Source organism: Rhodanobacter sp. K2T2 (assembly GCF_013408815.1).
In the GTDB taxonomy this organism is placed as follows: Bacteria; Pseudomonadota; Gammaproteobacteria; order Xanthomonadales; family Rhodanobacteraceae; genus Rhodanobacter.
Genome location: NZ_JACCCA010000001.1, coordinates 489,485 through 512,747 on the forward strand (window position 1 = coordinate 489,485; position 23,263 = coordinate 512,747).

At 56.4% G+C, this 23,263-nt stretch carries 15 protein-coding genes and 1 pseudogene; 6 read left to right on the top strand and 10 right to left on the bottom strand.

All coding sequences use genetic code 11. From position 1 onward, the window contains the following. Nucleotides 1–94 precede the first annotated feature (94 nt). Together HDE78_RS02080 and HDE78_RS20950 are read right to left on the bottom strand one after the other, a co-directional pair. Nucleotides 95–3,097, bottom strand: coding sequence for a TonB-dependent receptor (locus HDE78_RS02080; protein WP_179476849.1), 3,003 nt, complete (start codon nucleotides 3,095–3,097; stop codon nucleotides 95–97). Nucleotides 3,098–3,706: 609 nt separating this feature from the next. Then, nucleotides 3,707–4,010, bottom strand: a pseudogene (locus tag HDE78_RS20950) (glycoside hydrolase domain-containing protein); the annotation flags it as partial. 293 nt (nucleotides 4,011–4,303) lie between these two features. Here HDE78_RS20950 and HDE78_RS02090 point away from each other — a divergent pair. Then, the gene (locus HDE78_RS02090) at nucleotides 4,304–6,697 is read left to right on the top strand and encodes a glucose/quinate/shikimate family membrane-bound PQQ-dependent dehydrogenase (protein WP_179476850.1); all 2,394 of its coding nucleotides are present in this window, start codon (nucleotides 4,304–4,306) and stop codon (nucleotides 6,695–6,697) included. Nucleotides 6,698–6,994: 297 nt separating this feature from the next. On the opposite strand, the gene HDE78_RS02095 is transcribed toward HDE78_RS02090, so the two are convergent. Together HDE78_RS02095 and HDE78_RS02100 are read right to left on the bottom strand one after the other, a co-directional pair. Continuing rightward, nucleotides 6,995–8,464 carry a mechanosensitive ion channel family protein gene (locus HDE78_RS02095; RefSeq protein ID WP_179476851.1) on the bottom strand — a complete coding sequence of 490 codons (1,470 nt, stop codon included), beginning with the start codon at nucleotides 8,462–8,464 and terminating at the stop codon, nucleotides 6,995–6,997. A gap of 178 nt (nucleotides 8,465–8,642) precedes the next feature. Then, complete coding sequence (locus tag HDE78_RS02100; RefSeq protein ID WP_179476852.1) at nucleotides 8,643–9,161, bottom strand: DNA starvation/stationary phase protection protein; 519 nt, start codon at nucleotides 9,159–9,161, stop codon at nucleotides 8,643–8,645. A gap of 530 nt (nucleotides 9,162–9,691) precedes the next feature. Between HDE78_RS02100 and HDE78_RS02105 the strand changes: the two genes are divergently transcribed. Next, nucleotides 9,692–10,333 carry an HD domain-containing protein gene (locus HDE78_RS02105; RefSeq protein WP_179476853.1) on the top strand — a complete coding sequence of 214 codons (642 nt, stop codon included), beginning with the start codon at nucleotides 9,692–9,694 and terminating at the stop codon, nucleotides 10,331–10,333. A gap of 20 nt (nucleotides 10,334–10,353) precedes the next feature. Beyond that, nucleotides 10,354–11,106 carry an SDR family NAD(P)-dependent oxidoreductase gene (locus tag HDE78_RS02110; protein ID WP_179476854.1) on the top strand — a complete coding sequence of 251 codons (753 nt, stop codon included), beginning with the start codon at nucleotides 10,354–10,356 and terminating at the stop codon, nucleotides 11,104–11,106. 136 nt (nucleotides 11,107–11,242) lie between these two features. On the opposite strand, the gene HDE78_RS02115 is transcribed toward HDE78_RS02110, so the two are convergent. The 4 genes from HDE78_RS02115 to HDE78_RS02130 form a co-directional block, all read right to left on the bottom strand. Continuing rightward, complete coding sequence (locus tag HDE78_RS02115) at nucleotides 11,243–12,676, bottom strand: catalase (RefSeq protein ID WP_179476855.1); 1,434 nt, start codon at nucleotides 12,674–12,676, stop codon at nucleotides 11,243–11,245. Between the two features lie 137 nt (nucleotides 12,677–12,813). Beyond that, the gene (locus tag HDE78_RS02120) at nucleotides 12,814–13,419 is read right to left on the bottom strand and encodes a response regulator transcription factor (RefSeq protein ID WP_343205652.1); all 606 of its coding nucleotides are present in this window, start codon (nucleotides 13,417–13,419) and stop codon (nucleotides 12,814–12,816) included. 23 nt (nucleotides 13,420–13,442) lie between these two features. After that, nucleotides 13,443–14,018, bottom strand: coding sequence for an AraC family transcriptional regulator (locus HDE78_RS02125; RefSeq protein ID WP_179476857.1), 576 nt, complete (start codon nucleotides 14,016–14,018; stop codon nucleotides 13,443–13,445). Nucleotides 14,019–14,051: 33 nt separating this feature from the next. Further along, nucleotides 14,052–14,639 carry a helix-turn-helix transcriptional regulator gene (locus HDE78_RS02130; protein WP_179476858.1) on the bottom strand — a complete coding sequence of 196 codons (588 nt, stop codon included), beginning with the start codon at nucleotides 14,637–14,639 and terminating at the stop codon, nucleotides 14,052–14,054. Nucleotides 14,640–15,068: 429 nt separating this feature from the next. Here HDE78_RS02130 and HDE78_RS02135 point away from each other — a divergent pair, with 429 nt between their 5' ends. Further along, complete coding sequence (locus HDE78_RS02135) at nucleotides 15,069–15,359, top strand: hypothetical protein (RefSeq protein ID WP_179476859.1); 291 nt, start codon at nucleotides 15,069–15,071, stop codon at nucleotides 15,357–15,359. A 166-nt stretch (nucleotides 15,360–15,525) separates the two neighbouring features. On the opposite strand, the gene HDE78_RS02140 is transcribed toward HDE78_RS02135, so the two are convergent. Both HDE78_RS02140 and HDE78_RS02145 read right to left on the bottom strand, forming a co-directional pair. Further along, nucleotides 15,526–16,182, bottom strand: a complete 657-nt coding sequence (locus HDE78_RS02140; protein ID WP_179476860.1) for a LuxR C-terminal-related transcriptional regulator — start codon at nucleotides 16,180–16,182, stop codon at nucleotides 15,526–15,528. Between the two features lie 416 nt (nucleotides 16,183–16,598). Next, complete coding sequence (locus tag HDE78_RS02145; RefSeq protein WP_179476861.1) at nucleotides 16,599–17,387, bottom strand: response regulator transcription factor; 789 nt, start codon at nucleotides 17,385–17,387, stop codon at nucleotides 16,599–16,601. 719 nt (nucleotides 17,388–18,106) lie between these two features. On the opposite strand from HDE78_RS02145, the gene HDE78_RS02150 reads away from it, so the two are divergent. Together HDE78_RS02150 and HDE78_RS02155 are read left to right on the top strand one after the other, a co-directional pair. Further along, the gene (locus HDE78_RS02150) at nucleotides 18,107–19,018 is read left to right on the top strand and encodes a hypothetical protein (RefSeq protein WP_179476862.1); all 912 of its coding nucleotides are present in this window, start codon (nucleotides 18,107–18,109) and stop codon (nucleotides 19,016–19,018) included. Between the two features lie 1,102 nt (nucleotides 19,019–20,120). Further along, the gene (locus HDE78_RS02155; protein ID WP_179476863.1) at nucleotides 20,121–22,976 is read left to right on the top strand and encodes a sensor histidine kinase; all 2,856 of its coding nucleotides are present in this window, start codon (nucleotides 20,121–20,123) and stop codon (nucleotides 22,974–22,976) included. Nucleotides 22,977–23,263: the final 287 nt, after the last annotated feature.

Sequence of the window (23,263 nt, forward strand, 5' to 3'; positions counted from 1 at the left end):
GCAGACGCCGTATGAAAGACCGCGGCTGTCATCAATCGACATAAAAAACGCCCCGGCAGAGCCGGGGCGCGGGAGGATATCCAACCAGCAAGGATCAGTTGAACTTGTAATCGAACGTCAGGAACATTTCGCGACCGGTGTATTCATCCGCGGACTGGTTCGTCGGGACGTACTCGAAGCCGCCGGCGTAATACGGGATCGACGCAACCTTGTTGAAGACGTTGGACACCGTGAAGCTGACCTTGGTCCCGGGGTTGATTTGCCAGCTGATCGCGGTATTCCAGGTGATCCACGGCGGGATGCGGCCCGTGTACGTGGTGTCCGCAACAGGCACGGTGTTGCCATCCTGCTGCACCGTGCAAACACCGGTGCTGTAGACCGTGCCGTTAGCCGCCGTGGCTGTGACCGCGCCCGGCTGGATACCGTTGGGCAACGTGTCGCAACCGCCGTAGTTGGGAGCACGCACGCTGCCCACTCGCACGCCAGAGAGCGAGAAGTTCCAGTCACCCTTGTGCCAATTGCCGATCCACGAAACCCGGCTCGCCGGATTCTGATAACGCGTGTTCAACAGCGGATCGGAGGCCAGCACGCGCTGCTTGAACGCGAGATTGTCGGTGTAGTTGATGCCGGTGGTGAAGTCGCCATAATCGTCGCTGTGCCACTTGTAGTCCAGCGAGGCGTCTATGCCGCTCACGTACAGCGAAGCCTCATTGATCGGACCGGATTGTTCCGAGATGATCTGGCCGGCCGCATTGCGCTGAACCATCTGGGTCACCATCGAGCAGTACGCCGAACCCTGCACGTGCGCGGTGTACGGCGACAAACCGGACGAACCGTTCGGCTGCAAGCCGGTAAGGCAACCCGCCTCGTCGTTCAGCACGGTAGCCTTGTCGAGGTACTCGATGGCGTTGTCCACGCCCATATGCCAGTAGTCGGCGGATGCAGACAGGCCTTCCACGCCCGGCACCTGCCATACGAAACCATACGTCCAGGAATGCCCTGTCTCCGGCTCCAGCAGACGGCTGCCTTGCGTGGACAAGGTGTAGTACTGCGATGACGGGCGCTGCACGGTGCTGCACCACGTACTGTTGTTTATGCCCGCCTTGATGTCATTGATGCATCGCAACGGATCGGTATAGTCGCCCACAGGGGACGTCGAACCGGTCGCGTAAACAGCTTGCATATCCGGCGCCTTGAAGTTGGTGCCGTAGCTGCCGCGGAGCAGCAAGCCATTATACGGACGCCACTCGAGACCCGTACCCCAGGTGCGCGCCACGTCGGCACGGCTGGCGTCGTTGTACTTGTCCAATCGACCGGAGATGGTCCAGGTCAGCGAATCCAGCACCGGCACGCGGAACTCCGTACCCAGCGAATAGCGCTGGCGGGTGCCCCCACCGGTATTGTCTGAAAAGAACGGGTTCACGAAAGTCGCCGGATTCGCCGCCCGCGCATCAGGCGAAAGCAGATACCCGTTGTGCGCGGCTTCCAGCACCGCGGCCCAGCCCACCGACTGGTCCACCCACGGCAGCTTGAACAGGTCGCCGTTGACGCGAAGCTGCACCTGGTCCAGCCACGACGAGGCAGTGTCCTCGCCATTGACCGCGAACTGGCTGTACTGCTGCGGCGTGATGGGGTTCCACCACTGCTGCCAGTTAAAGGCATAAATGGGCAGACCGGCAGCGGTGGTGCCCAGTTGCTTGCCGAGGAAGAAATTGTTCGTGGCCGTCTGGTTGAAGGCCGTGTAATCCTCGCGCACGGTGTACTTTTGGGTATTGAGGCTCAAGTCCCAGTTGAAATTGCCGTCGAACACGGTGCCGCGCAGGCCGGTCGTGATGTTCCAGTTCTCCTCACGATCATGCGTGTTACCCGACGTGCCGATCTCCTGCGCGGTAAACTGGCGGACGGCACCGTTGATCACCTGCCCCGTGGTCTGATCGTAGAATTGGCCCGTACTCTCGCCCCACAACTGGGTATTGGAAATACCCACCGTGTCGTACAGAGCCGCCGAGCCGTAAAGCTGCAGACCATTGGCGAAATCATATTCGCCTGATAGGTAACCATTGTTGCTGCGGCTACCCGGCGTCAAAACCCAGTCCTGCCACAATGTGGGCTGCGAACAGTAATAGCCATTATTGGTCACGCCGGTGATCTGTGTCCCATTGGTGGACACCGAATGCGACTGGCTCAGCTGCGAGTTGGTGAACTTGCCACAGGTGCCCGTGGGCGGCGTGATGTACTGGCCGTTGCCGTCCTTCACGGAAAGGGCAACGGCGCTGGCCGCATCGTACTGATAGCCGAACATGCGCGAAGCCGGGCTCCATGAACCGTAGCCGGCATCGGCCACTGAATCCTGGTAGGAACGATCCCTGCCCCACAACGGCGTACGGTTGGACTTTTCCACGTTGTAGAGGATTTTCCAGTTGTCGCCGGACTGACCGCCGAAGAAGTTGACGTCGCCGTAGGCACGACCACCGCGCTGCGCGCCACCACCGGTCACCTGCAGGTCGCTACCCTGATAGTTCTTCTTCAGGATCACGTTGACTACGCCCGCCACCGCGTCCGAACCGTAAATCGATGAAGCGCCGGAAGCGAGGATCTCGACACGTTCAACCATGCCGGTGGGAATGTTGCTGTAGTTCTGGAAGTTGCTGTGTGCGTAAAACGGCTGCGGGTAATCCACCACACGATGGCCATCGATCAGCAGCAAGCTAAACTGCGGGCCCAGGCCACGCAAGTTGAGCGGGCGCGCATTGACTGCCGTGGCGCCATATGAAGACGCGTCCTGCACCTGAGGCCCCATCTGCGGCAACGAATCCAGGAACTCCCACAGCGTCGTGAAGCCCTGCTGCTTGATCTGCGCGCCGGTGTAAGTAACCACGGGCGCATTGCCCTCGATATCCACACGCGGAATCATCGATCCGGTGACAATCACCTTGTCCAGCGTGGTGGGCTTGGACTTTTTCGCCGAAGCATCTTGTTGCGTGGCCGGCTGATCGCCGGACGGTGAAGCTGACGTCTGCGCAAAGGCCAGCGGTGTCGCCAGCACCAACGCCAACGAACTGGCAAGAACCCTGCGGGTGCAGCAAAAGCGTTTCATGATTGACACCTCCCCGTGAAAATCTATTGTGTTTTATGGTGTTTGCCGGCCTCGATCCCGAATCGAAGCCGGCCCTTGAATGCCTTGCGGCGCCCTGCAAACTTTTTCGTTTTTTATGCGATGGCTATGGCAGCCGCACATGACGAGCGCCACGCGTCATGCAGACGCCAGCATCCGGCCGAGCGGCACGTGTGTCCCCCGCACACGTCATTTAAATATAAATACAGAATTCATATTTGCTGATGATGAGCATAAAGCTTTCGTTTGGATCGTGGCAAGCCCCACCGCAGCAGAGCTATCGATCCGCGCAGAACCAGGGAAATGCAGGGTCGGGATGCGCTGTCGCAACAGCAGTGCCTCCCGACCGGTCAGAGTCCAGCTCGGCCGAAAGAACCTGCACTCTGCCGCAGAGCCATAGCGTTCGTCACAGCATTGCCGTTGATGGGATGGCTGCGCGCAGGAACCAAGTTCATGCCTTCCATGGAATGCCCTGCGACCGCCGACTGGCCGAAAGCAGGCGGACGATCCGCGGGATCGATGCCGGCGACAATTGGGCAAAGCCCCCGCCTGTAAAACTCCGGCGTGCCGCCGATCGACCGCATACAGACTCCATGCGCTCATCCGGCCACAGTCCTGGTTGCCGGCAAGGCCATCCGCGGCCATCAACGACCTGACGCGAGCCTGGGTCTTGTGATGCGTGCCGATGTAGGCATACAGGTAATGGCTGGGCTCGTTGCCGTGCGCGTACTGACCGACCATGCCGGCAATGTCCGGCGGCGCATCCGCGGGGCACTACCGAACTGGTAGTGAAAAGCTCGTCCAGCTTGCGCTCGAAAATCCGCGGCCCGCCGAACAACTGTATGTAGGCATAGATGTCGTACTGGTTGAGCTGGCTGGCAAACGCCAGCGCCTGATCGCGCGCAGCGAGCCCTGCATTTAAACTGCATGCCACGCTATCATTTCCCGAAATTTGTCCACGGCTGACCTTCACTCGCAACCCGTGGTCACTACGAGGGCTCGGCTTGCGTGCGGGCGCGGCCGCGCGGTGGATGGCGACTTTCCCATAGTCACCAGGAGGGATGTCGCCAACGATCCTACCGCAGGCACTCGTTACCCTTTGGCCCACCCTCACCCACTCGCGACTCTCACAGGTTCAGCCTGTATCGCACCCAGTGACATCACATGATGCCCAGGCAAGGAATCGACATGCACGGCTTACAACGAACGCGAAAAACTCCCACCGTCACCGGCATCGTCTTTATCCTCATCGGAATGGCACTGACCGGCGGTGGCGCCTGGCTCATCGCCCTCGGTGGCTCGCTGTTCTATGCCATCGCAGGCCTCGGTATCGTGCTTACGGGCGCGTTGCTCATCGCGCGGCGCCGTTCGGCGCTGTGGCTGTATGCCCTCGTCGTCGCCGGCTCCGTGCTGTGGTCGATCAGCGACATCCGCTTCGACTGGTGGCCGCTGGCTGCGCGCCTGGATGTGATCTTTCCGCTGGGACTGTGGCTGCTGACGCCGTGGGTCACGCGAGGTCTGGATAACGGTAATCGCTCTCCTTCGCGAGCTTCGACCCTGCCCCTGTGGGGCGCCTCGCTGCTGAGCATCGTGGTGCTAGGCATCGGTCTATGCTCCGATTACCACGACATCGACGGCAGCCTGCCGGCCGCTGTGGCCGCCGCTGCATCGTTGCCGTCCAACGACGACAAGCAGCCGGACGAAGACTGGCGCGACTACGGCCGTACTCAGTTCGGCCAGCGCTATTCGCCGCTGAAGCAGATCACCCCGGCCAACGTCAAAAACCTGAAGGTCGCCTGGACCTTTCGCACCGGCGACCTGCCGGGCAAGAACGATCCGGTGGAAACTACCTTTGAAGTCACCCCGATCAAGGTGAACGACACGCTGTACCTGTGCTCGCAGCATCAGCGCCTGTTCGCGCTCGACGCCAGGACCGGCAAGCTGCGCTGGTCGTACGATCCCAAGGTGCAGGACAACCCGACGTTTCAGCACCTCACCTGTCGCGGCGTGTCGTATCACGAGACCATCGCCGGCGCGCTCAATGCCGACGGTACACCGGCGCCGACCGACTGCCCGCGCACGATCTTTCTGCCGGTCAACGACGGCCGCATGATCGCGCTCGATGCCGACAGCGGCAAACCGTGCGAGAGCTTCGGCGAGCACGGCACGCTCAACCTGCAGGTCGGCATGGGCGAGCACACGCCAGGCTTCTACGAGCCGACCTCGCCGCCGATCGTCAGCGACAAGATTCTCGTCGTCGCCGGCGCCGTGATCGACAACTACTCCACGCGCGAGCCGTCCGGCGTGATCCGCGGTTTCGACATTCACACCGGCAAGTTGGTCTGGGCCTGGGATTCGGGCGCGCAGGACGAAAACGCCCTGCCCTCGGCCACGCACACCTATACCAACAATTCGCCCAACTCCTGGATGACAGCGTCGTACGATCCCAAGCTCGGCCTGGTCTATATGCCGATGGGCGTGCAGACGCCGGACATCTGGGCCGGCAACCGCACGCCGCTGGCCGAGCGCTATTCCAGCGCCTTGGTCGCGCTCGACATCAACACAGGCAAGCGCGTGTGGTCGTACCAGACCGTGCACCACGACCTGTGGGACATGGACCTGCCGTCGCAGCCGACGCTGGCCGATCTGCCCACCGCCAACGGCGTGGTGCCGGCGATCTTGCAGCCGGCCAAGACCGGCAACCTGTTCGTGCTCGATCGGCGCACCGGTGTACCGATCGTGCCGGCACCGGAGCGTCCGGTACCGCAGGGCGCGGCCCCCGGCGATCGCACCTCGCCGACCCAGCCGTTCTCCGAACTGACTTTCCGCCCCGAGGCCAAGCTCACCGGCGCCGACATGTGGGGCGCCACAATCTTCGACCAGCTGGCCTGCCGCATCACCTTTCATCGGCTGCGCTATGAGGGCACGTTCACCCCGCCGTCCTTGCAGGGCACGCTGGTGTTCCCCGGCAACCTGGGCATGTTCGAGTGGGGCGGCATCGCGGTGGACCCGACACGCAACATCGCCATCGCCAATCCGATGGCGATCCCGTTCGTGTCGACGCTGATCCCGCGCGGGCCGAACAACCCGTCCGCGCCGAACGACGCGCATCCGTCGGGCACCGAAAACGGCGTGCAGCCGATGTACGGCACGCCGTACGGCGTCGACCTGCACGCGCTGCTCTCGCCAGTCGGCATTCCGTGCATGCGCCCGCCGTGGGGTTACATGGCCGGCATCGATCTGACGACCAAGAAGATCGTCTGGATGCACAAGAACGGGACGATCCGCGACAGCTCGCCGATCCCGCTACCGTTCAAGCTCGGCGTGCCCACGCTCGGCGGCCCGATGACCACTGCCGGTGGCGTCACCTTCCTCACCTCGACGCTGGACTATTACATCCGCGCCTACGACGTCACGACGGGCGAGCAGCTCTGGCAGGACCGCCTGCCGGCCGGTGGCCAGTCCACGCCGATGACCTACGCCATCGATGGACAGCAGTATGTGATTACCGCGGCCGGTGGGCATGGATCGTTCGGCACGAAGATTGGCGACTATGTGATTGCTTATAAGTTGTCGAATTAAGCACTGAGCTGAGGTGTTAAAAAGACCCAAAGTTCGCCGGATCGCCGGTGAACCTTGGGTCTTTTCTTTGGCCGAGAGCCCCAATCCAGACATCAATGCTGTGGGCCGCGACAACAAAGACTCCGACTCACGGATAAGATGTCAGCTCCGTCTTGCTAGCGATACCGGCATCTCTGACAAGAAGCTTGCTTAAAGCCATCGAGGCCGCGGCTCTGGGCGAACGCCTCCTGATAAACGCGCTGTACCGCCCCTGCCGGAATGTCTCACAGGCCAAGCCGACGACAAAGCTCTTACAGATTAGTGTTTAATACCGTGTAGACGCCGCATGCCCGACAGCAATCGGTGAAGTACGTCTTCGGGTCCCCGCTCGCTGACAGGAACCTCGCTCAGCAATTGAGCGGCCTTGGCCTCATAGGTCATCAGCGATTCGAGCATGCTTTTCGCGACCTCTGGATTTTGCTGGAGGATCGGCGTTAACGCGTCCTTATGCAATAAGACAATGGAAACCTTGCTGACAGCGCGCAGAATGATAGGCCTGCTGATACCGGTCAGAATACCGGCGCGGCCGATGGAATCGCCGGGCGACAACCGACGCAGCTCCACGTTTTTTCCATCATGCGGGCTCTCTAGCGCCGCCACGCCGGAAGCCACGATATACAGCGCACGCCGCTCGTCAGGACAAAAAACATCGACCTGATAAATAAGCTGGCCGGGCGAAAAATGCTGGCTGACCAGGGCTTCTGCCAACAGCGAAAATTGTTCATCCGTCAGGGCATGAAACATCTCGACATCGCGAAGCAGCCTCTCCTGGGACGACATGCCACTGGCACCTTTTGCGCCCCTGCGCAGGCCGATGCCATGCGTCTTGAGATGGCGATACGCTTGATCGATGATTTCGTTGCGCGCCTGTGTTTTTTCGGCTGACGATGCGACATACACGAGTATGGTGTACTCAATGTACTTTCGCCGCACCGTAGTGGCACTGACCGAAGCCTTAGGCGATGCCAGTATGCCGGCGGTACTGATCACCGCGTCGTTCAAAGAAGCAATCACGGCGGCGGGCCTAAACCTTGGCGAGAGGCGTATCGCCACCTCCAAACCATGCATTCTCGGCGGCAGGCTCTGATTGACGATACTGGCTTTGGCGGCAAGACTGTTGGGTACGACGACAAAGTTGCCTTGGCCATTGAGTAGCGTTGTAGCCCTCCAGTTGCTCTCGATCACCTCACCTTGAATATCGCCGATGGCGACTGAGTCACCGATGCGAAAGGGCTGAGTAGCGTTGAGCACCACGCCGGAGAAGACGTCGCTCAACGTGCTTTGAACCGCCAGGCCGATGATAAGAGCTAACACACCTGAGGTTGCCAGCAACCCCTTGACGGGTAGATCGAGCACATAGCCAATCGCTGCTACAAAGGCGGCCAAAAATATCAGCGCACGAAACACATCCTGAAACAATCGCGCTCGATTCATCCTAGACGGCAAAAAAGCACCGCCTGCAAGCGCCGTGGTCACCTGCGCCGCCTGTAGCCACCACAGCAACTCAAGCACCTGAGCCAGAAGATGCAAGGAGGGATCATCTGTCCAAGGCGCAACATGGAATGGAATCATTCCCGTTGCCCAAAGCACGTAGCTGAGAGCCAGGAAAAGAGCGATCCGAACGCCAAGACGAAGCCGAGAATCGTCAGCCCTGTAGAAGCGCCACGCAAAAATATAAAGCAGCAAAACGCCTACCCCAAGCGCAATGCCTTTATCAAAAAAATTCATGTTGGCGTCCCAAAACACAGCCGGTCGAAACATTACGATCGACGCGGGCACCAGCGTCACCTTTTTCCCCTGCAATCGTCAATTCCCACCGAGCGGCGGCGAAACCCAACGGTCACCGTTTAGCGAAAACTACACTCGGACATGATGATTCAATGCAAATGGAGAGCGTCGCTTCACGCTAGGCTTCCTGGCATGATTCAAACAGAAACCAGACGCGACGTTCGGCTTCGTCGATCCAGTTTTCCAACAGGCTGGTCGTTGCGACATCGCCATAACGGTCGCTCACGGTGTGGGCTTCCTGCATGAAGGAGATCATCTTGGCGTTGTCATTGCGCAGCTCGACGAGCATGCCTACGGACGTCGTGGCATGGCTGTCGTTGTCCCGGAGTCGCTGAAGGCGGCCTACGTGACCAATCGATCGAATGGTTGAACTACCCAGCTTGCGGACGCGCTCGGCGATGGGATCAATCGTTGCAAAAATCTGATCGGCCTGCTCATCCAGTAAAAGATGGTATTCGCGAAAATGTGGCCCCGAGACATGCCAATGAAAATTTTTTGTCTTGACGTACAACGCAAAAAAGTCGGCCAACAACGCATTCAACAGTGTCGAAATTTCGACGCGCGCTTTAATTTCTGGACACGCAATGCCGGTCGTTTCCATCGGAGCTAACTGATCGATTTCGGTGGATTCAAGCATAGCGGTCTGGCCTTCTTCGGTTGAGTAATACGGACATGGATAACTTGCCAGCCGGTGGCCGCAGCGCTCCAGCGTTCTAGCCAAAAGCGAAAACAAATTGCGATAACGCGGCTTGCTTGACGAGCGGCTGCAGTCTGGCGTCCATTAGCTGGACGTGATAGCAAACGCACCTCGGGGATAATTTGACGAGAGACTCGCGCGGCCGATTGATCGTTTTACCCAGCAAGAATACAAAACCAACATGAATTCGTGGCGATTGGGCTCATGCAACCAAAATGCCTCGCTGCTGTGCCTGGAGATCCGGGTAACGAGTGCAAGATGGTCTTTTGGGGTTAACGCAAAAACCTGCAATCAATCCAGATAAGAAGATCGATTAGAGACAAGTCTTGATGCAAGAGGGAGCGGAGCCTAGAAAACATCGCCGCCGAGTGCCTCACGGACTGGACAGAGAAAATTTTCTCTTCCAGAAATGCGTTGATGTTTTGTCACGCCGGCCTCGTGCGCCATCTGTCCCCTCAATGGAGTGCGCCATGGCCCCCCTTATCAACGGCATCCACGTTCCCGACAGTCAGCTCGCCCGAGAGATCACCGAGCTGGTGCGCGACGCGAGTACGGAGCTTTTGTTCAATCATTCGTCACGCGTCTACTATTTCGGCGCACTTCAGGGGAACCGCCAGGGACTGAAGTTCGATCCTGAACTTCTCTACGCGGGCGCCATGTTTCACGATATGGGCCTGCTTAGGTCTTATAGTTCGGACACCGAACGTTTCGAAGTTGACGGCGCCAACGCCGCGCGTGACTTCCTGACCCGTCATGGCATCGACAAATCGGATATCGATCTGGTGTGGACGGGCATCGCCCTCCACACTACGCCGGGCGTTCCCTGCCACATGCATCCGGTCATCGCTCTGGTCACCGCCGGCGTCGAAATGGACGTGCTTGGCCTGACTTACGCCGAGTTCGCCCCCGAAGAGCGTGACCAGGTCGTTCGGGCGTACCCACGAACGCTGAAGTTCAAGGAAGACATCATCCAGGCGTTTTATGATGGCATCAAGCACAAGCCTGAGACAACGTTTGGCAACGTAAAGGCCGATGTATTGGCCGATAAGGATCCCAACTTCGTCCGCGGCAATTTCTGCCAAGTCATTCGCCAGTCTGGCTGGCCCGCCTAATATCACCGGAAGCTTTTGTCATGGAATTGACCGGGAACACGGTCCTTATCACCGGCGGCCGCTCGGGCATCGGTGCGGGATTGGCCAAGGCATTTCACGAGCTTGGCAATCAGGTGGTCGTGGCGGGACGCCGACGCGATCAGCTCGATGCGGTCGCGCATGCCCATCCAGGCATGGCGACACTCGAACTCGATATCACCGATCCATCATCGGTGACTGAAGCAAGTGCCGCGCTTTTGCGAGATCACCCCAAGCTCAATGTACTCATCAATAGCTCCGCGACCATGCTTGGTGATGACCCCGGACATCGCATGGATGAGGCTGACACCACCACGCAAGTTGCGGTTAATCTGCTCGGGCCCGTCCGTCTCACATCGGCGCTAATGCCGCACCTGCGGCGCCAGCCCAGAGCACACATCGTCTATACAAGCTCTACCCTGGGCTTTGCGCCAATTGCGCTGTTTGCCATCTACTCGGCCACAAAGGCGGCGCTGCATTCATATATCCTCTCGCAGCGTTTTTTGCTCAAGGAAAGCTCAGTCACGGTCCAGGAGATCATCCCGCCCTGGGTGGGAAACGGCCTCGCCGGATCTCCCGATCATCCTTTGGCAATGCCGCTAGACTCGTTTATCGCGCAGACCATGCAAATGCTTGCCACGGACGCGGCTGAAGTGCTGGTGAAAGAAGCAGCAGCTTGCCGCAACAATGCCGGCCCTGATGAGCATGGTTTTGTCGATCGGCTCAATACGTTGTTTCTGGCACAGTCTTATTAGTCCTGAGTGGTCTGTTGGCACGAACCACTTATCTCCTATAAGCACTGTCTATATTGAACATCAATGCTTTAAGCATGTTGCAAAACGAAAGAAGGCCGCAGGCAAGGCGAGCTTCTTTCGTTTTTTCGTTCTGCAGCTAGACAATCCTGGCCAACGCATTCGCCACACCCGTCCCGTAATCAGCGTGGACACGAGTGCAGTTGTCCACATGACGTTGCTTGACGGGTGCGCTTGCTCCCTGCATCGCACGCGCAGTGTTCTCGAAGAGACGTTCCCGTTCGCTCTGACTCAGCAACTCGAACAGACGCCTGGGCTGCGAGTAGTAGTCGGTATCTTCGCGATGGTTCCAGCGGGTAGCAACCTGGCCTGCAGCGAACGCAGGCTCCGCAAATGCCGGCTGCGGCTGCAGCGCGCCTCGGCTGTTAGGTGAATAATGCGTAGTCCCACCGCCGTTGCCATCAACTCGCATGGCGCCGTCGCGATGATAGGAGTGGACTGGGCAACGCGCCGCGTTGACAGGTATCTGAGCGTAGTTGACACCTAGCCTGTAGCGTTGCGCGTCGCCGTACGAGAACAGCCGGCCTTGCAGCATCTTGTCCGGAGAGAAGCCAATGCCCGGCACAACAACGGCCGGCGCAAAAGCAACTTGTTCAATATCTTGAAAGTAGTTCTCCGCATTCCGATTCAACTCAAAAAAACCCACTTCGATCAGCGGGTAATCCGCGTGTGGCCACACCTTTGTCAGATCGAACGGGTTATAGGAAACCCTCTCCGCGTCACCTTCGGGCATGATCTGGACATACATCGTCCAGCGAGGAAAATCCTTTTTCTCGATGGCTTCGTAAAGATCCCGCTGATTGCTTTCGCGATCGCCGCTGATGACTTGGGCTGCTTCGTCATCAGTGAGATTCTCGATGCCCTGCTGAGTCTTCAAGGTAAATTTCACCCAGAAGCGTTCATTGGCGGCATTGATAAAGCTGAAAGTGTGACTTCCAAACCCATGCATATGCCTAAACGACCGCGGTATGCCGCGGTCGCTCATCACCACGGTGATCTGATGGATCGCCTCGGGGAGCAGCGTCCAGTAGTCCCAGTTGTTGTCCGCGCTGCGCAGGCCGGTGCGCGGGTCGCGCTTGATCGCATGGTTGAGGTCGGGAAACTTCAGGGGATCACGAATAAAAAACACCGGCGTGTTGTTACCGACCAGATCCCAGTTACCCTCTTCCGTGTAGAACTTCAGCGCAAATCCGCGAATATCGCGCTCGGCATCCGCTGCACCGCGCTCTCCAGCCACTGTGGAAAAACGTGCAACCACATCGGTCTTCTTGCCCACTTCGGAAAACAGCTTCGCACGGGTATAACGCGTAATGTCGTGCGTGACGGTAAAAGTACCGAAGGCTCCAGCCCCCTTGGCGTGCATGCGTCGTTCAGGAATGACTTCCCGATCGAAGTGGGCCATCTTTTCGAGAAACCAGACATCTTGAAGAAGCACCGGACCGCGCGATCCCGCGGTCATGGTATTGTCATCGTCGGGTACCGGTGCGCCGAAAGCAGTCGTGAGCTTGTCCACGGGGTTCTCCTCAAGTAAAGCGGCCGTCGCTCATCGACGAACCGAGCCAGACTCAAGATGGCTCCGTCTCCGTCTTTCTTCTTGACTGGAAAAGCTGCGTTGATCCAAACCGGGCAACTTTGAGTCAATCAGCGCGATCAGGGATCAATGATTCCGCGCTTGATCGCGATGGCCACAGCATGTGCACGATCGTACGTCCCGAGCTTGGCAGCTATGTTCTTCATATGCTGTTTGACGGTTTCGAGGCTGACGGAAAGTAGCTGGGCAGCGTCGGAGTTGGAATTACCCTCGGCCACCACCTTTAGCACTGCAATTTCGCGCCCAGTCAAGGCGTCATCATTGACGTGAGTCGCAATGGCTTCCGCGATCACCTCCGACACATACCGGCGTCCAGCATGCACTGCGCGCACGGTCTTGGTCAGGTCCGAAGAAAGCGTGTCTTTGAGGAGGTAGCCGCGAGCTCCTGCACGAAGCGCGCGGATCGCCTGGACGTCTGTCTTGAACGTCGAGAGCACCACCACTACCGCGCCGGGAAACTCTTGCCGAATGGCCTCGATAGCTTCGACGCCAGTCTTGACCGGTAATTGCAGATCCATCAGCGTGACATCGGGGCGCAGGTCGCGGAATTGGCTGATCGCCGTTTCACCATCCCCTGCTTCACCCACAACAATCATGTCGGGACAGGACGACAGCACCGATCGGACCCCCTCACGCATAAGAGGATGATCATCGACGATAAGGATGCGAATGGGATCATTGATGGATGTCACGCCATCTCACCGTCCAGAATATGCGTTGAAGCTTCGATCTGTGCGCGCTGTTTTCGCCATGCGCTCGGGCTGATTCCGACCCGCTTGAGAAAAGTGTGATTGAAGTGGCTTTGTTCTGCAAACCCGCATTCGATCGCAATAGTGGTAAGGGACAGTGTTGTTTCATGCATGAGTTTCTTGGCACGTTCGATGCGCGCATCAAGCCGCCATTGTTGCGGCGACTGACCAAATTGAGCTTTGAACGCTCGAGAAAATTGCGTTGTTGTGACACCGCAGGCGACAGCAATGGTCTGAATCGTAGTTCGATCGCTAGATGGGGCGAGCAACAGCCCGGTGGCCATGATTTCTTGCCAAGGCTGAAGCGACTGGTCAGTTCGAGAAGGTAATCGTTCGGATATATGTGTTTCCCGCACACGGGCGTTGATCGCATCCAAAATGTGGTTAGTGGCCTTGGCGCTGGAACGATTCAGCCGTAGACAATCGAGCAGAATGCTACCCAATTCCTCAAGAACGGGATCGATGGCTTCGTCTTGACGAGGAAGATAGACCGGCTGGTGATCCGTCGTGCTCATCGAAAACTCCTCAGCTCGTGGTTTTTGTAGGCCTTATTTGACAAAAGCTGCATTGCCGGCTTTTGACGCGCTCTGGAACACACGCCTCCATTCGCTCGGGCTCATACCGGTGGACTGGATAAAAACACGACTGAAATGGCTCTGCACAACAAAGCCTGCCTCTCGCGAAATATGTGCCAGAGGCCTGTTGGTCTCAACCAATTCTTTGCGGCAAAACTGCAGCCGCCTTTCCTGTCGCCACTGCCGCGGCGATACGCCAGTACAGGTTCGGAATGCCCGACGCAGATGACCTTCAGAGATACCGCACGCATTGGCCACCTCCGGCATATGGATGGGCCGACTCAGCTCCGAAGACAATATTTCTTTGGCTATGCGCAAGATCTTTGCCGAGAGTACGCACTCTTCGGCAGGGCGTTTTTTTCGCAAGGCAAACTCGAGCACGCGGGCAGCCTTTTGGACGTGATCGCCTATAGCCGAAGAAGGCGATGATTCAAGCGAAAGCCGAGCGGCAAGCGTTTGAAGTCGCGCGCTAACCATCGCCTCACACGTCGGCTCCAGATCACTTTTCATAAGGCGCCCCCCGACAATCCGCTGATCACTGACATAAAGGACCAGGCTCATAAGGCAGCCTGCGTCAGTCTTCGTCAGGTAGGCCACCGCGTTGGATCCATTTACTCTCGCCGGGCGAGTTGGCGGCATATTTGCAATAAGGCGCACAGAAAGCCTCCAGAAGCTATTCGTCTGTAAAAAAACAATAAAATCTGGGGGCCTTTGCCGCCATCCCCTCCTGGGGATTGTTTGCATCCCTCAAATGAGGTTCTACGAATTTCCGAGATCTTTCGTGTACAGGTGCGCAAAAAATCATAACGAACGGTTACCAATTTCGTTATGAGGGTGAGCGAGCATCGATCGATGAGGCGTTCGTGCCGACGACTTTCTGAGCTCACCTCTCCGATTCCGATCGAATAGGCGCGCTGGATTCAAATTGCACAAGCCCATCAGGAACGCGCTACGCAAAATAAGATCACAGTCAATCATTGGGGACGACCGATGACCACTTCTGTCCGTCGCCTAGACGGTCTCCACCGTCTATTCCAAGATTTGCAGCTCAAGGAAGATATTCAGCCATCGCACTCGCGGGAACGCGTCACCATCCTGCAACTGGCGGCGCGCGTCGAGGAAAGCCTCGAGCTTCGTAGCCAGTGGTTTACCGACGACCGTATCGATTCTCTAGGTGGACTCACCGCTGCTGAGCTGGTCGCTCTCGGCCAGGGCGAACAGGTCAAGCAATTTCTCCACCGCATCATTTACTGCGACCGTCAGCGCGCACCGATTTATTGAAGGGCTGCGCCAACACGGGCGCGTTCGGTGTCCCAGCGTGAATCACCTTCATCGAATTCTATCTTCGACACGCGCCATTCCCGCACGCGTTCGCCCATCTAGAATCCAGGAAAGCGCGATGAAGACTGTATCCAAGCAAATCCGCCCGCCTGACCTTCGGTAAGTCTTACTGGGCCGAACGGGCCATCATCGATCTTACCTCTACGCCCCATTGCGTCAGTCCAAGCATGGAAGCCATGCGGACGAGGTCAGCCAGCGATTGCGCCTTCATCTTGTGCATCAGCCGACCGCGGTGCGCCTGAAGGGTGGACTGGCTGATGCCAAGTTCCCAGGCCGACTGTTTGTTGAGCTTTCCTTCTACCACGAGCTTAAATACTTGAACTTCGCGCGACGTCAGTCGCATTTGGCGTTGTCGCAGCACCCGCAACTCTTGCTGAAGGAACCGTTCCTCACGATCACGCGATAAACCTTCGTGGACTGCCGCCAGCAACGCATCCTTCGACACCGGACGAGTGAGAACATCGATAGCTCCTGCCCGCATTACCCGCACGGCCGACAGAACGTCCGCGCCACGCGTGATGTAGACGATCGGCGGACACCTAAGATTAGCTTCTTGACAGCGGGCGTTGAGCTCACTCGGCGTAGGTGAACAAGAACCAAGGATCAGACAACCGGGCAGATCCGGTCGCGCCTCGGCAAAGAACGTGTCGACTTCGTCGAAGGCAACTGCGCTCATGGCATAAGCTGCCAACAGCCTGAGCAAGTGCCCACGCATGCGCGGGTCGCTATCAATGACATAGATGCAGTGGTCTATCTCGCTCATGACAAAACCTGCCCGATCTTTCGATGTGTTCCCTACCCGTTTCCGAAATGGACCGTGACAACCATCGCCAAAAGTCCGGTGCGATCATTGGTTTTCCTCAAATTTGCTTTCAGAAACGCAGGTTGCCAACACATCTATTCTGCCTCCAAAAAAAGATTGGAGCGTTACTCGTTTGAGGGAGACATCGCCGATAGATGATGAGTTCTTTGGCCGCACAACATGCCATCACCACTCAAACAACGTTGCAAATATGCCAGAAACGGGTTGTTCTCCCATGAGTCATGTATCAGCTGGCTGAAATCGTGCCTGAGGCACTCGCGTACACGTCTGACAAAGCTCGACGTCATTGAGGACATAGACGATCTGCTTTTCATTGAACCTCGATACACTCATGCAGCGCTTCTTCGATAGAAACTCTACTTCTGACCAGCTCTTAGCATCAAAGACGCTTTCGGTTTATTTGTACTCATACGACCCAGTGAGGAGCGCAATGCAGGGACGTACTCCGGAGGGACCAATCCAAAACAGCCCTTGTAAGGAATCGTTTGAAGCAGTGGCTGAGAAAACGGTTTGTCAACGGCGCTGCGGAGCGTGTAAATGTGGGAACGAAGCGTATCGGTGTCTGGCGGGGTGTCACCCCAAATTTCACGCTCGATCTCTTCCCGTGTCACATAGTTAGGTGACTTACGCATCAAGATTTTAAGCAGCCTTAAACCCATGGGCGACAGAGTGAGGAATTTACCTGCACGCGTTACGACTCCGGTTGAACTATCGAGCGTCATATCAGCCACGGTAAATACGCCGGTGACCACCTGTCCACGGTAGCGCCGAATCAGAGCTCGAACACGGCCTTCCAACTCAGCCAGATCAAAAGGCTTGACCAGATAGTCATCCGCCCCAGCCTCCAATCCGGCGATCTTGTCGTCAAGCGTATCGCGGCCGCTCAGCATCAGTATGGGAGTGGATTTTTTATGAACCTGTCGCAGCTTTTGACATAACTCCAATCCGTTGATTCCCGGCAAAGTCAGGTCAAGTATTATTGCTTCGTAGAGACCGCAGACGGCCAAATGAAGCCCAGTCGTTCCATCTGAAGCGTAGTCGACCGAATAATTCCTCTGTTCAAACGTTTCGCCGATGACACGTGCGACAAGTTGGTGATCCTCCACGATGAGTATCAACCCATTTTTACCGGTTCGCGTGCGCATGACACCTCCCTTCGAATGTCAGTTCTGACCGATTTTCTTGGCGCCATTATTGAAATGGGCGCACAAACCGTTCTGATAGGACGTTGCTTATCACTGCGCTGACTTTTTCATGGCCAACCAACCCTTTTCGCTCGGTCGAAGAATCGCTGAGCACTTTTGTCTAGCGTTAACGGTAGGCAATCCGGTACGCCTTGGTCGGCTCAATAAAGCGGAAACGACAGTTGGCTTTTGGCTGCAGCTACTGTCAACACCAAATACGTTTTTGGCGAAACCGTCACGCTAATCAACACTGGCCATCTCGTTGCTCATCGCTCCCAAGCGCGGTCGGGATCCGACTATCACTCGCCACGATTGCGCCTTCAATCCCTCGTTTGGGTATACCGACGCAGCGAAGATTGATCGTGATCATTTTCGCCACGTATCGACAAAACGAACAAGAATCCCGTAGCCCCTTAGTCACAATGCATGAGGCGATTGGAGCGACCACGTTTATCGGAACAGGACAGTCGCAGAGTATCCCCGTCGAAGGAACTCCGCTCGAAGACATAACGGTCCAACGAGGAATGGTTTTTCGCATCCTCAAGCAAGTTGCGCCCGGAACTGAACCCGGTCGAGCTAAAACCGTAGCACGGCGTCAGCGAGCGGGCACGTGACATATAAGACCGCGGCCGAATCAATCAAAATCATCAATCCCAAAACGAGGGAAAAGGAAACATTCGATGACCAACGCGCCATCCAACGCCAACGTAAATAGCCTTTTTGCCCTGCAAGGCTATCCGCCTCAAATTCTGGCTATAGATACCGATGAGAAATCCGCCAGAATCATTGCTTCGAACCTGGACGGAGTCCTGGATGGCGTGCAAATAGACCAACCTGGCAATTCCATCTACTGGACGAATATGGGATCTCGTCCAAATACCGGCGAGAAATTCTTTGATCGAGACGGCACGATTGAACGCTGTGACCTCGATGGTTCAAATCACGCGGTCCTGGTTAAAAAAGGACAAATCGTTACGCCAAAGCAGTTGCAGCTTGATGCCGACAATGGGCTGCTTTACTTCTGTGATCGCGAAGGGATGGCGGTCATGCGATGCCGGACCGACGGCAGCGAGCTAACGGTACTCCTGCACACAGGGCGATGGCCCAATGAGAGCGCAGACGATCTGCGTCACTGTGTCGGCATCGCGTTGGATCGCCTCAACGGCTACGTATATTGGACGCAGAAGGGATCGCCAGATGCCGGGCTGGGACGCATTTTTCGCATGCAGCTAGACATGCCGCACAATGCGACCGCCGAAACACGTCAAGATGTCGAACTGCTAATCGACAGACTTCCTGAGCCCATTGACCTCGAAATCGATCACGAACGTCATCATCTTTACTGGACAGACAGAGGCAACCTCGAAGGAGGTAATAGCGTGAACCGAGCAGCTATTACCCCTGACGGTTTGATGGATCACGTGGTCCTGGCAATCGGTCTTCAGGAAGGCATTGGCTTGGCCATCAACAAGGCGGAACGAAAAGTCTACGTGGGTGACCTGAGCGGACGAATATACAGGGTGCCTTTTAACGGAGGCTCTCTGAAAGAAATTTACCGATGTCCGGGAATTGTCACCGGGCTGGCCTTCTAGGCTCTCTGGCCGTCGCAGCAATGCTGACGCTGCCTTGATGCAAGAAATACAAGATGCCCCAGTCAACATTTTACTCAGGCGACATCGCGCAGGATGATTAAAATACTCATTTTAGGACTGCCATATCACAGAAATCTTCGTGCCAAATATCGACGTTCATCTCACGATAACTATCCACCGATCTTCTGATTTCTTTCTCCAGTCTTCGGATGCTTATTTTACCGACGACGCTAAAAGACATTTAGCACCGCCTTCGACGTACAAAATCTCCTCATCACTCCACCATAGAGGACATATGGCGCTGAAGGATTGAATCGCACATTTGCCGTGAATATGGCGCGTCACCATCAAGTGACGAGATACTTGCGTTGCAGCATCTGGCTGCGCTTACATGCCGAAATGCGCCAAAATGAGCCGGACGGGACACCCATATGTCTTCGTCAACGGCGGACGCCACGCACTACGCATAACGAAAACGCCTCGTGGCCACCGTCCGGGTACGCCATGACCCAGTTTCCCATTCGTCCATCGGATCGGGCCTTCTCCAGCCATCAAATGAGAGCTTTTCTGCGCCGCGAATATCCGAGGGATGACGTGGATAGTCGATCTGGAGTACCCCGAGTGGGGGATGCGCCAACTCGCTATCTCACGTCACAGTGCCGGCGTTTAACGACATAACTTCGGAGCTGGAGCACTGCGCAAAAACGTAGACAAGTTTCCCGCGTTTTCGTCATCGGGTATTTAGTCAGTTGCCAGTAAAATCGGTCGTTCTACAGCGAGTTGGGCTTTTTCTGCGCCTGAAATAACTGATGTCCTTATCCGATCATTCAACCACGTCAGCTCCCGTTGGAGCTTTTGGTATGTCGGGGGCAAAAGGATGGGGTTTGCTAGGGTTCTGGGTCTTGTACGACACGCATCAACGGCATGGTTGCTGGCGTGCTTCGTCACTGCTGCGCCTCTTTGTGTCCGTGCAGACCCATCGCTCCAGCTATCGATCGCCGCGCCGGTGGATTTGCAACGATCACTCGTAGAGCACCTGAACCGACCCCTGAAAGATTTCACGGTTACCGAGTACGGGCCTAGAGAGGGGGCGCCAGGCCAAGTGAATGTCATCGCACAAACCTCCGATGGACTGCTCTGGCTGGGTTGTCCGGACGGTTTGGTTAGGTTCGATGGCGTGACATTTGATCGACCTTTCAACACAACCTTACCTCAGCAAAACATCAGCGCTCTCTGGGTCGATCCCGACGGCAGCCTCTGGGTGGGATACACGTTTGGTGGGATAAGCCGATTACACGAGAGTCAGATATCTGATTTGTCGAATGGCTTGCCAGATAATACCGTTTACTCGATTGTAAGAGACGCTGATAAGACTCTTTGGGCAACCACACCGAAAGGCGTCTATTATCTCTCCGGCGCAAAGTGGGAACAAATAGGGCCACAACAGGGATATGAAGGGAATAGCTATTTCTTGTCGATGGGATTGCTGCGCGATGGCTCGCTCTGGATAGATGGCGGGCCACACGCATGGATGAAGAAACCGGGCAAACCCGGCTTCGTGCCTATAGAACCAAAAAAATTGGTAGCATCAATCTACAACATCGATGACACGAATAAGTCAGGTAAAGCTCACGATCTTATTGAAGAACTGTCCAACTACTTCGAAATACATCCACGGTTTGTAAATGGCAAGGTTATAGAAGACTCATCAGGATCCATCTGGTCGTTGACAAGTGATGCCCTCGATCATTTCCGATGGACAACTCAAGCATCCAACGAAAAATCATTGTCATCCGATTCATTAGCACGTCAGGGCACACCGTACGGCGAGGCTATTAACGCATTATTCGAGGATCGAGAGGGAAATATCTGGGCGGGTGAGATTGGCGGACTTTTACAGTTTCGACCTAGCAAACTACGCACGGTTGAAAGCTACGGTAAAATCCTGGCCCCGACTATTGCACCGGATTTACACGGTGGCGTATGGATTGGTTCGTCAAAAAATGACGGCGTAATGAGTGTCAACGGCGATGTCGAAACGCCATGGCCGTCTCTTCACGGGGCGACATCGTTTATAGCAAGCGGAAATGACGAAACCACCTGGTTTCTATCCCGAGTCGCGTTCAATACACCTTATAAATCGGCTGGCTGTATCCACCGGCTGAAAGAAGGAAAGATCGATTGCATCGCCTATCCTGATGATGTCGACCCCAGGTCGGCAGTGAGTATGCTGCCAGACCCACGCGGTGGTTATATTTTTTTGTCTATACAAGGCATTTATCGATTCATGGGTAACGCCTGGTTGCCGGGTACTGGGCTTCCTGGACTGGCTCAAGCCCCCCCTTTAAGGATGTTCTCTGGGGAGAATGGCGATATATGGTTCACCTATCCCGATAATCATATTGCCGTTATCACTAAATCAGGCGTCAGGAATTACACGGCGGCAAATGGCCTTTCCATTGGCGCCATCCTGGCGCTTAGCGTGCAGCACGGAGATGTCTGGGCTGCCGGCACGAAAGGGGTGGAACATCTGCTTAGCCAACAATTCGTGCCTCTACGCTCAGCAGATCCAACAACCTTCGCAAGCGCCGACGGGATCGCTCAAACAGCGCAGGGAGATTTATGGATCAATGCTTCGTCAGGGCTGTTTCTGATAAAACACAGTGAACTGAAGTTCACCGAAAAAGACCCAACGCACAAGGTAAGCGTTGAGCTATTTGACCAGAACGACGGATTGCTAGGCGGTACGATAGGCTTCCGTTCGGGTCCATCGCTTGTTCAAAGTGGAGGGCGCATCTGGGCTGCGCGTGCCCAAGGTGTATCGTGGGTCGACCCCGGGAAAATGATTCGCAACGAGATAGCCCCGGTCGCGGTAGTGGTTTCGATCGCTTCGGACGGCATACTGCACGGCATTTCGCCAGCGCCCCGATTCCCTGCGCTGGTTCATGCGGTGCGCTTCATGTATACGGCAGCGTCGCTGACAAGACCGGATAAAGTGAATTTCCGCTATCGGCTTGAAGGTTCCGACCCCGACTGGATCACCGTGGGCGACCGGCGCGCGACGACGTATACCGACCTTCGCCCTGGCACTTACCAGTTTGAAGTCGAGGCGGAAAACGAAGATGGCGTCTGGAGCGTTCGTCCGTCAGTGGCAAGCTTTACTATCGCGCCGGCGTTCTACCAGACAGGATGGTTCAAGACACTCTGTATGGCATCCCTGTTGCTCGCGCTATGGGGTTTATTCGCGTGGCGCTCTAAGCGACTTCGTGCACGTGTCCACTCGCGGCTGGAGGCCGTTCACGATGAGCGGGATCGGATAGCGCGCGAGTTGCACGACACGCTAATGCAATCCATGCAGGGCCTTATACTGCAAATCCAGGCGTGGTCGCAGGACGGTCTGGATCGACGCCATCTGGAAATGGAGCGTGCGGCAAACTCCGCAACGACTGCCCTGCGTGAGGGCCGTGAGCGTATTCTCGCGCTTCGCCTTACGAGTTCTGACAAGCCCAACCTTTTGAGTGAGTTGCGGAAAGCGGGCGAGTACTGGGCACTCAGGGTGACCTCCGTGTTCGACATACGGGTGAAGGGCGAGTTCCGGGAACTTCAAACGAAAGCTTTCGAAGAGATTGTGGAGATCGCGCGAGAAGCTATACGTAACGCAGCGATACACTCCAAGGCCTGCCATATATTAGTCGCTCTTGAATATGCATCACACGCATTGACACTCACGGTAAGTGACGATGGCGAAGGACTACCGGCCTACGTATTGGCGGCAGGAATATTGCCAGGACACTGGGGTCTTGTCGGCATGAAAGAACGAGCGAAGGCTCTAGAGGCCAAACTCTCACTTCACAATCGCCCACAAGGGGGCGCAGAAATGAAATTAGTGGTTCCGTGCAAGCAGGCTTACGGTAAGGAGGTGCCGAGCAAGTGGGCGATAGTCAAGCGGACATACTAATTTTTGGTCTGATTGCCATTTTTGGATACACCAGCAGGATGAATATGGACGTAGAATGCTGACCGAATCCGCAATCGCGATACCATAAAACTATCGGGCTATAGTCACTGCTGTCCTGCGCGCGTGCAGTTGCCGGACCCAGTCAGAATCCTACTTGCATGGAGAAGGCTTTAGCCCTGCCGCCTTTATGCTGCAATATTCGCCTTTGGTTGCCTGATTTTATCTGACGCGGATCAAACCGGGATTCTCGAATAGGAGGTGGCGGTACAAAAGATCACACGTCACTC

Coding starts and splice junctions, on each gene's coding strand:
- HDE78_RS02080 (WP_179476849.1), bottom strand. CDS start 3,097: ATGAAACGCTTTTGCTGCACCCGCAGGGTTCTTGCCAGTTCGTTGGCG.
- HDE78_RS02090 (WP_179476850.1), top strand. CDS start 4,304: ATGCACGGCTTACAACGAACGCGAAAAACTCCCACCGTCACCGGCATC.
- HDE78_RS02095 (WP_179476851.1), bottom strand. CDS start 8,464: ATGAATTTTTTTGATAAAGGCATTGCGCTTGGGGTAGGCGTTTTGCTG.
- HDE78_RS02100 (WP_179476852.1), bottom strand. CDS start 9,161: ATGCTTGAATCCACCGAAATCGATCAGTTAGCTCCGATGGAAACGACC.
- HDE78_RS02105 (WP_179476853.1), top strand. CDS start 9,692: ATGGCCCCCCTTATCAACGGCATCCACGTTCCCGACAGTCAGCTCGCC.
- HDE78_RS02110 (WP_179476854.1), top strand. CDS start 10,354: ATGGAATTGACCGGGAACACGGTCCTTATCACCGGCGGCCGCTCGGGC.
- HDE78_RS02125 (WP_179476857.1), bottom strand. CDS start 14,018: ATGAGCACGACGGATCACCAGCCGGTCTATCTTCCTCGTCAAGACGAA.
- HDE78_RS02130 (WP_179476858.1), bottom strand. CDS start 14,639: ATGAGCCTGGTCCTTTATGTCAGTGATCAGCGGATTGTCGGGGGGCGC.
- HDE78_RS02135 (WP_179476859.1), top strand. CDS start 15,069: ATGACCACTTCTGTCCGTCGCCTAGACGGTCTCCACCGTCTATTCCAA.
- HDE78_RS02140 (WP_179476860.1), bottom strand. CDS start 16,182: ATGAGCGAGATAGACCACTGCATCTATGTCATTGATAGCGACCCGCGC.
- HDE78_RS02145 (WP_179476861.1), bottom strand. CDS start 17,387: ATGCGCACGCGAACCGGTAAAAATGGGTTGATACTCATCGTGGAGGAT.
- HDE78_RS02150 (WP_179476862.1), top strand. CDS start 18,107: ATGACCAACGCGCCATCCAACGCCAACGTAAATAGCCTTTTTGCCCTG.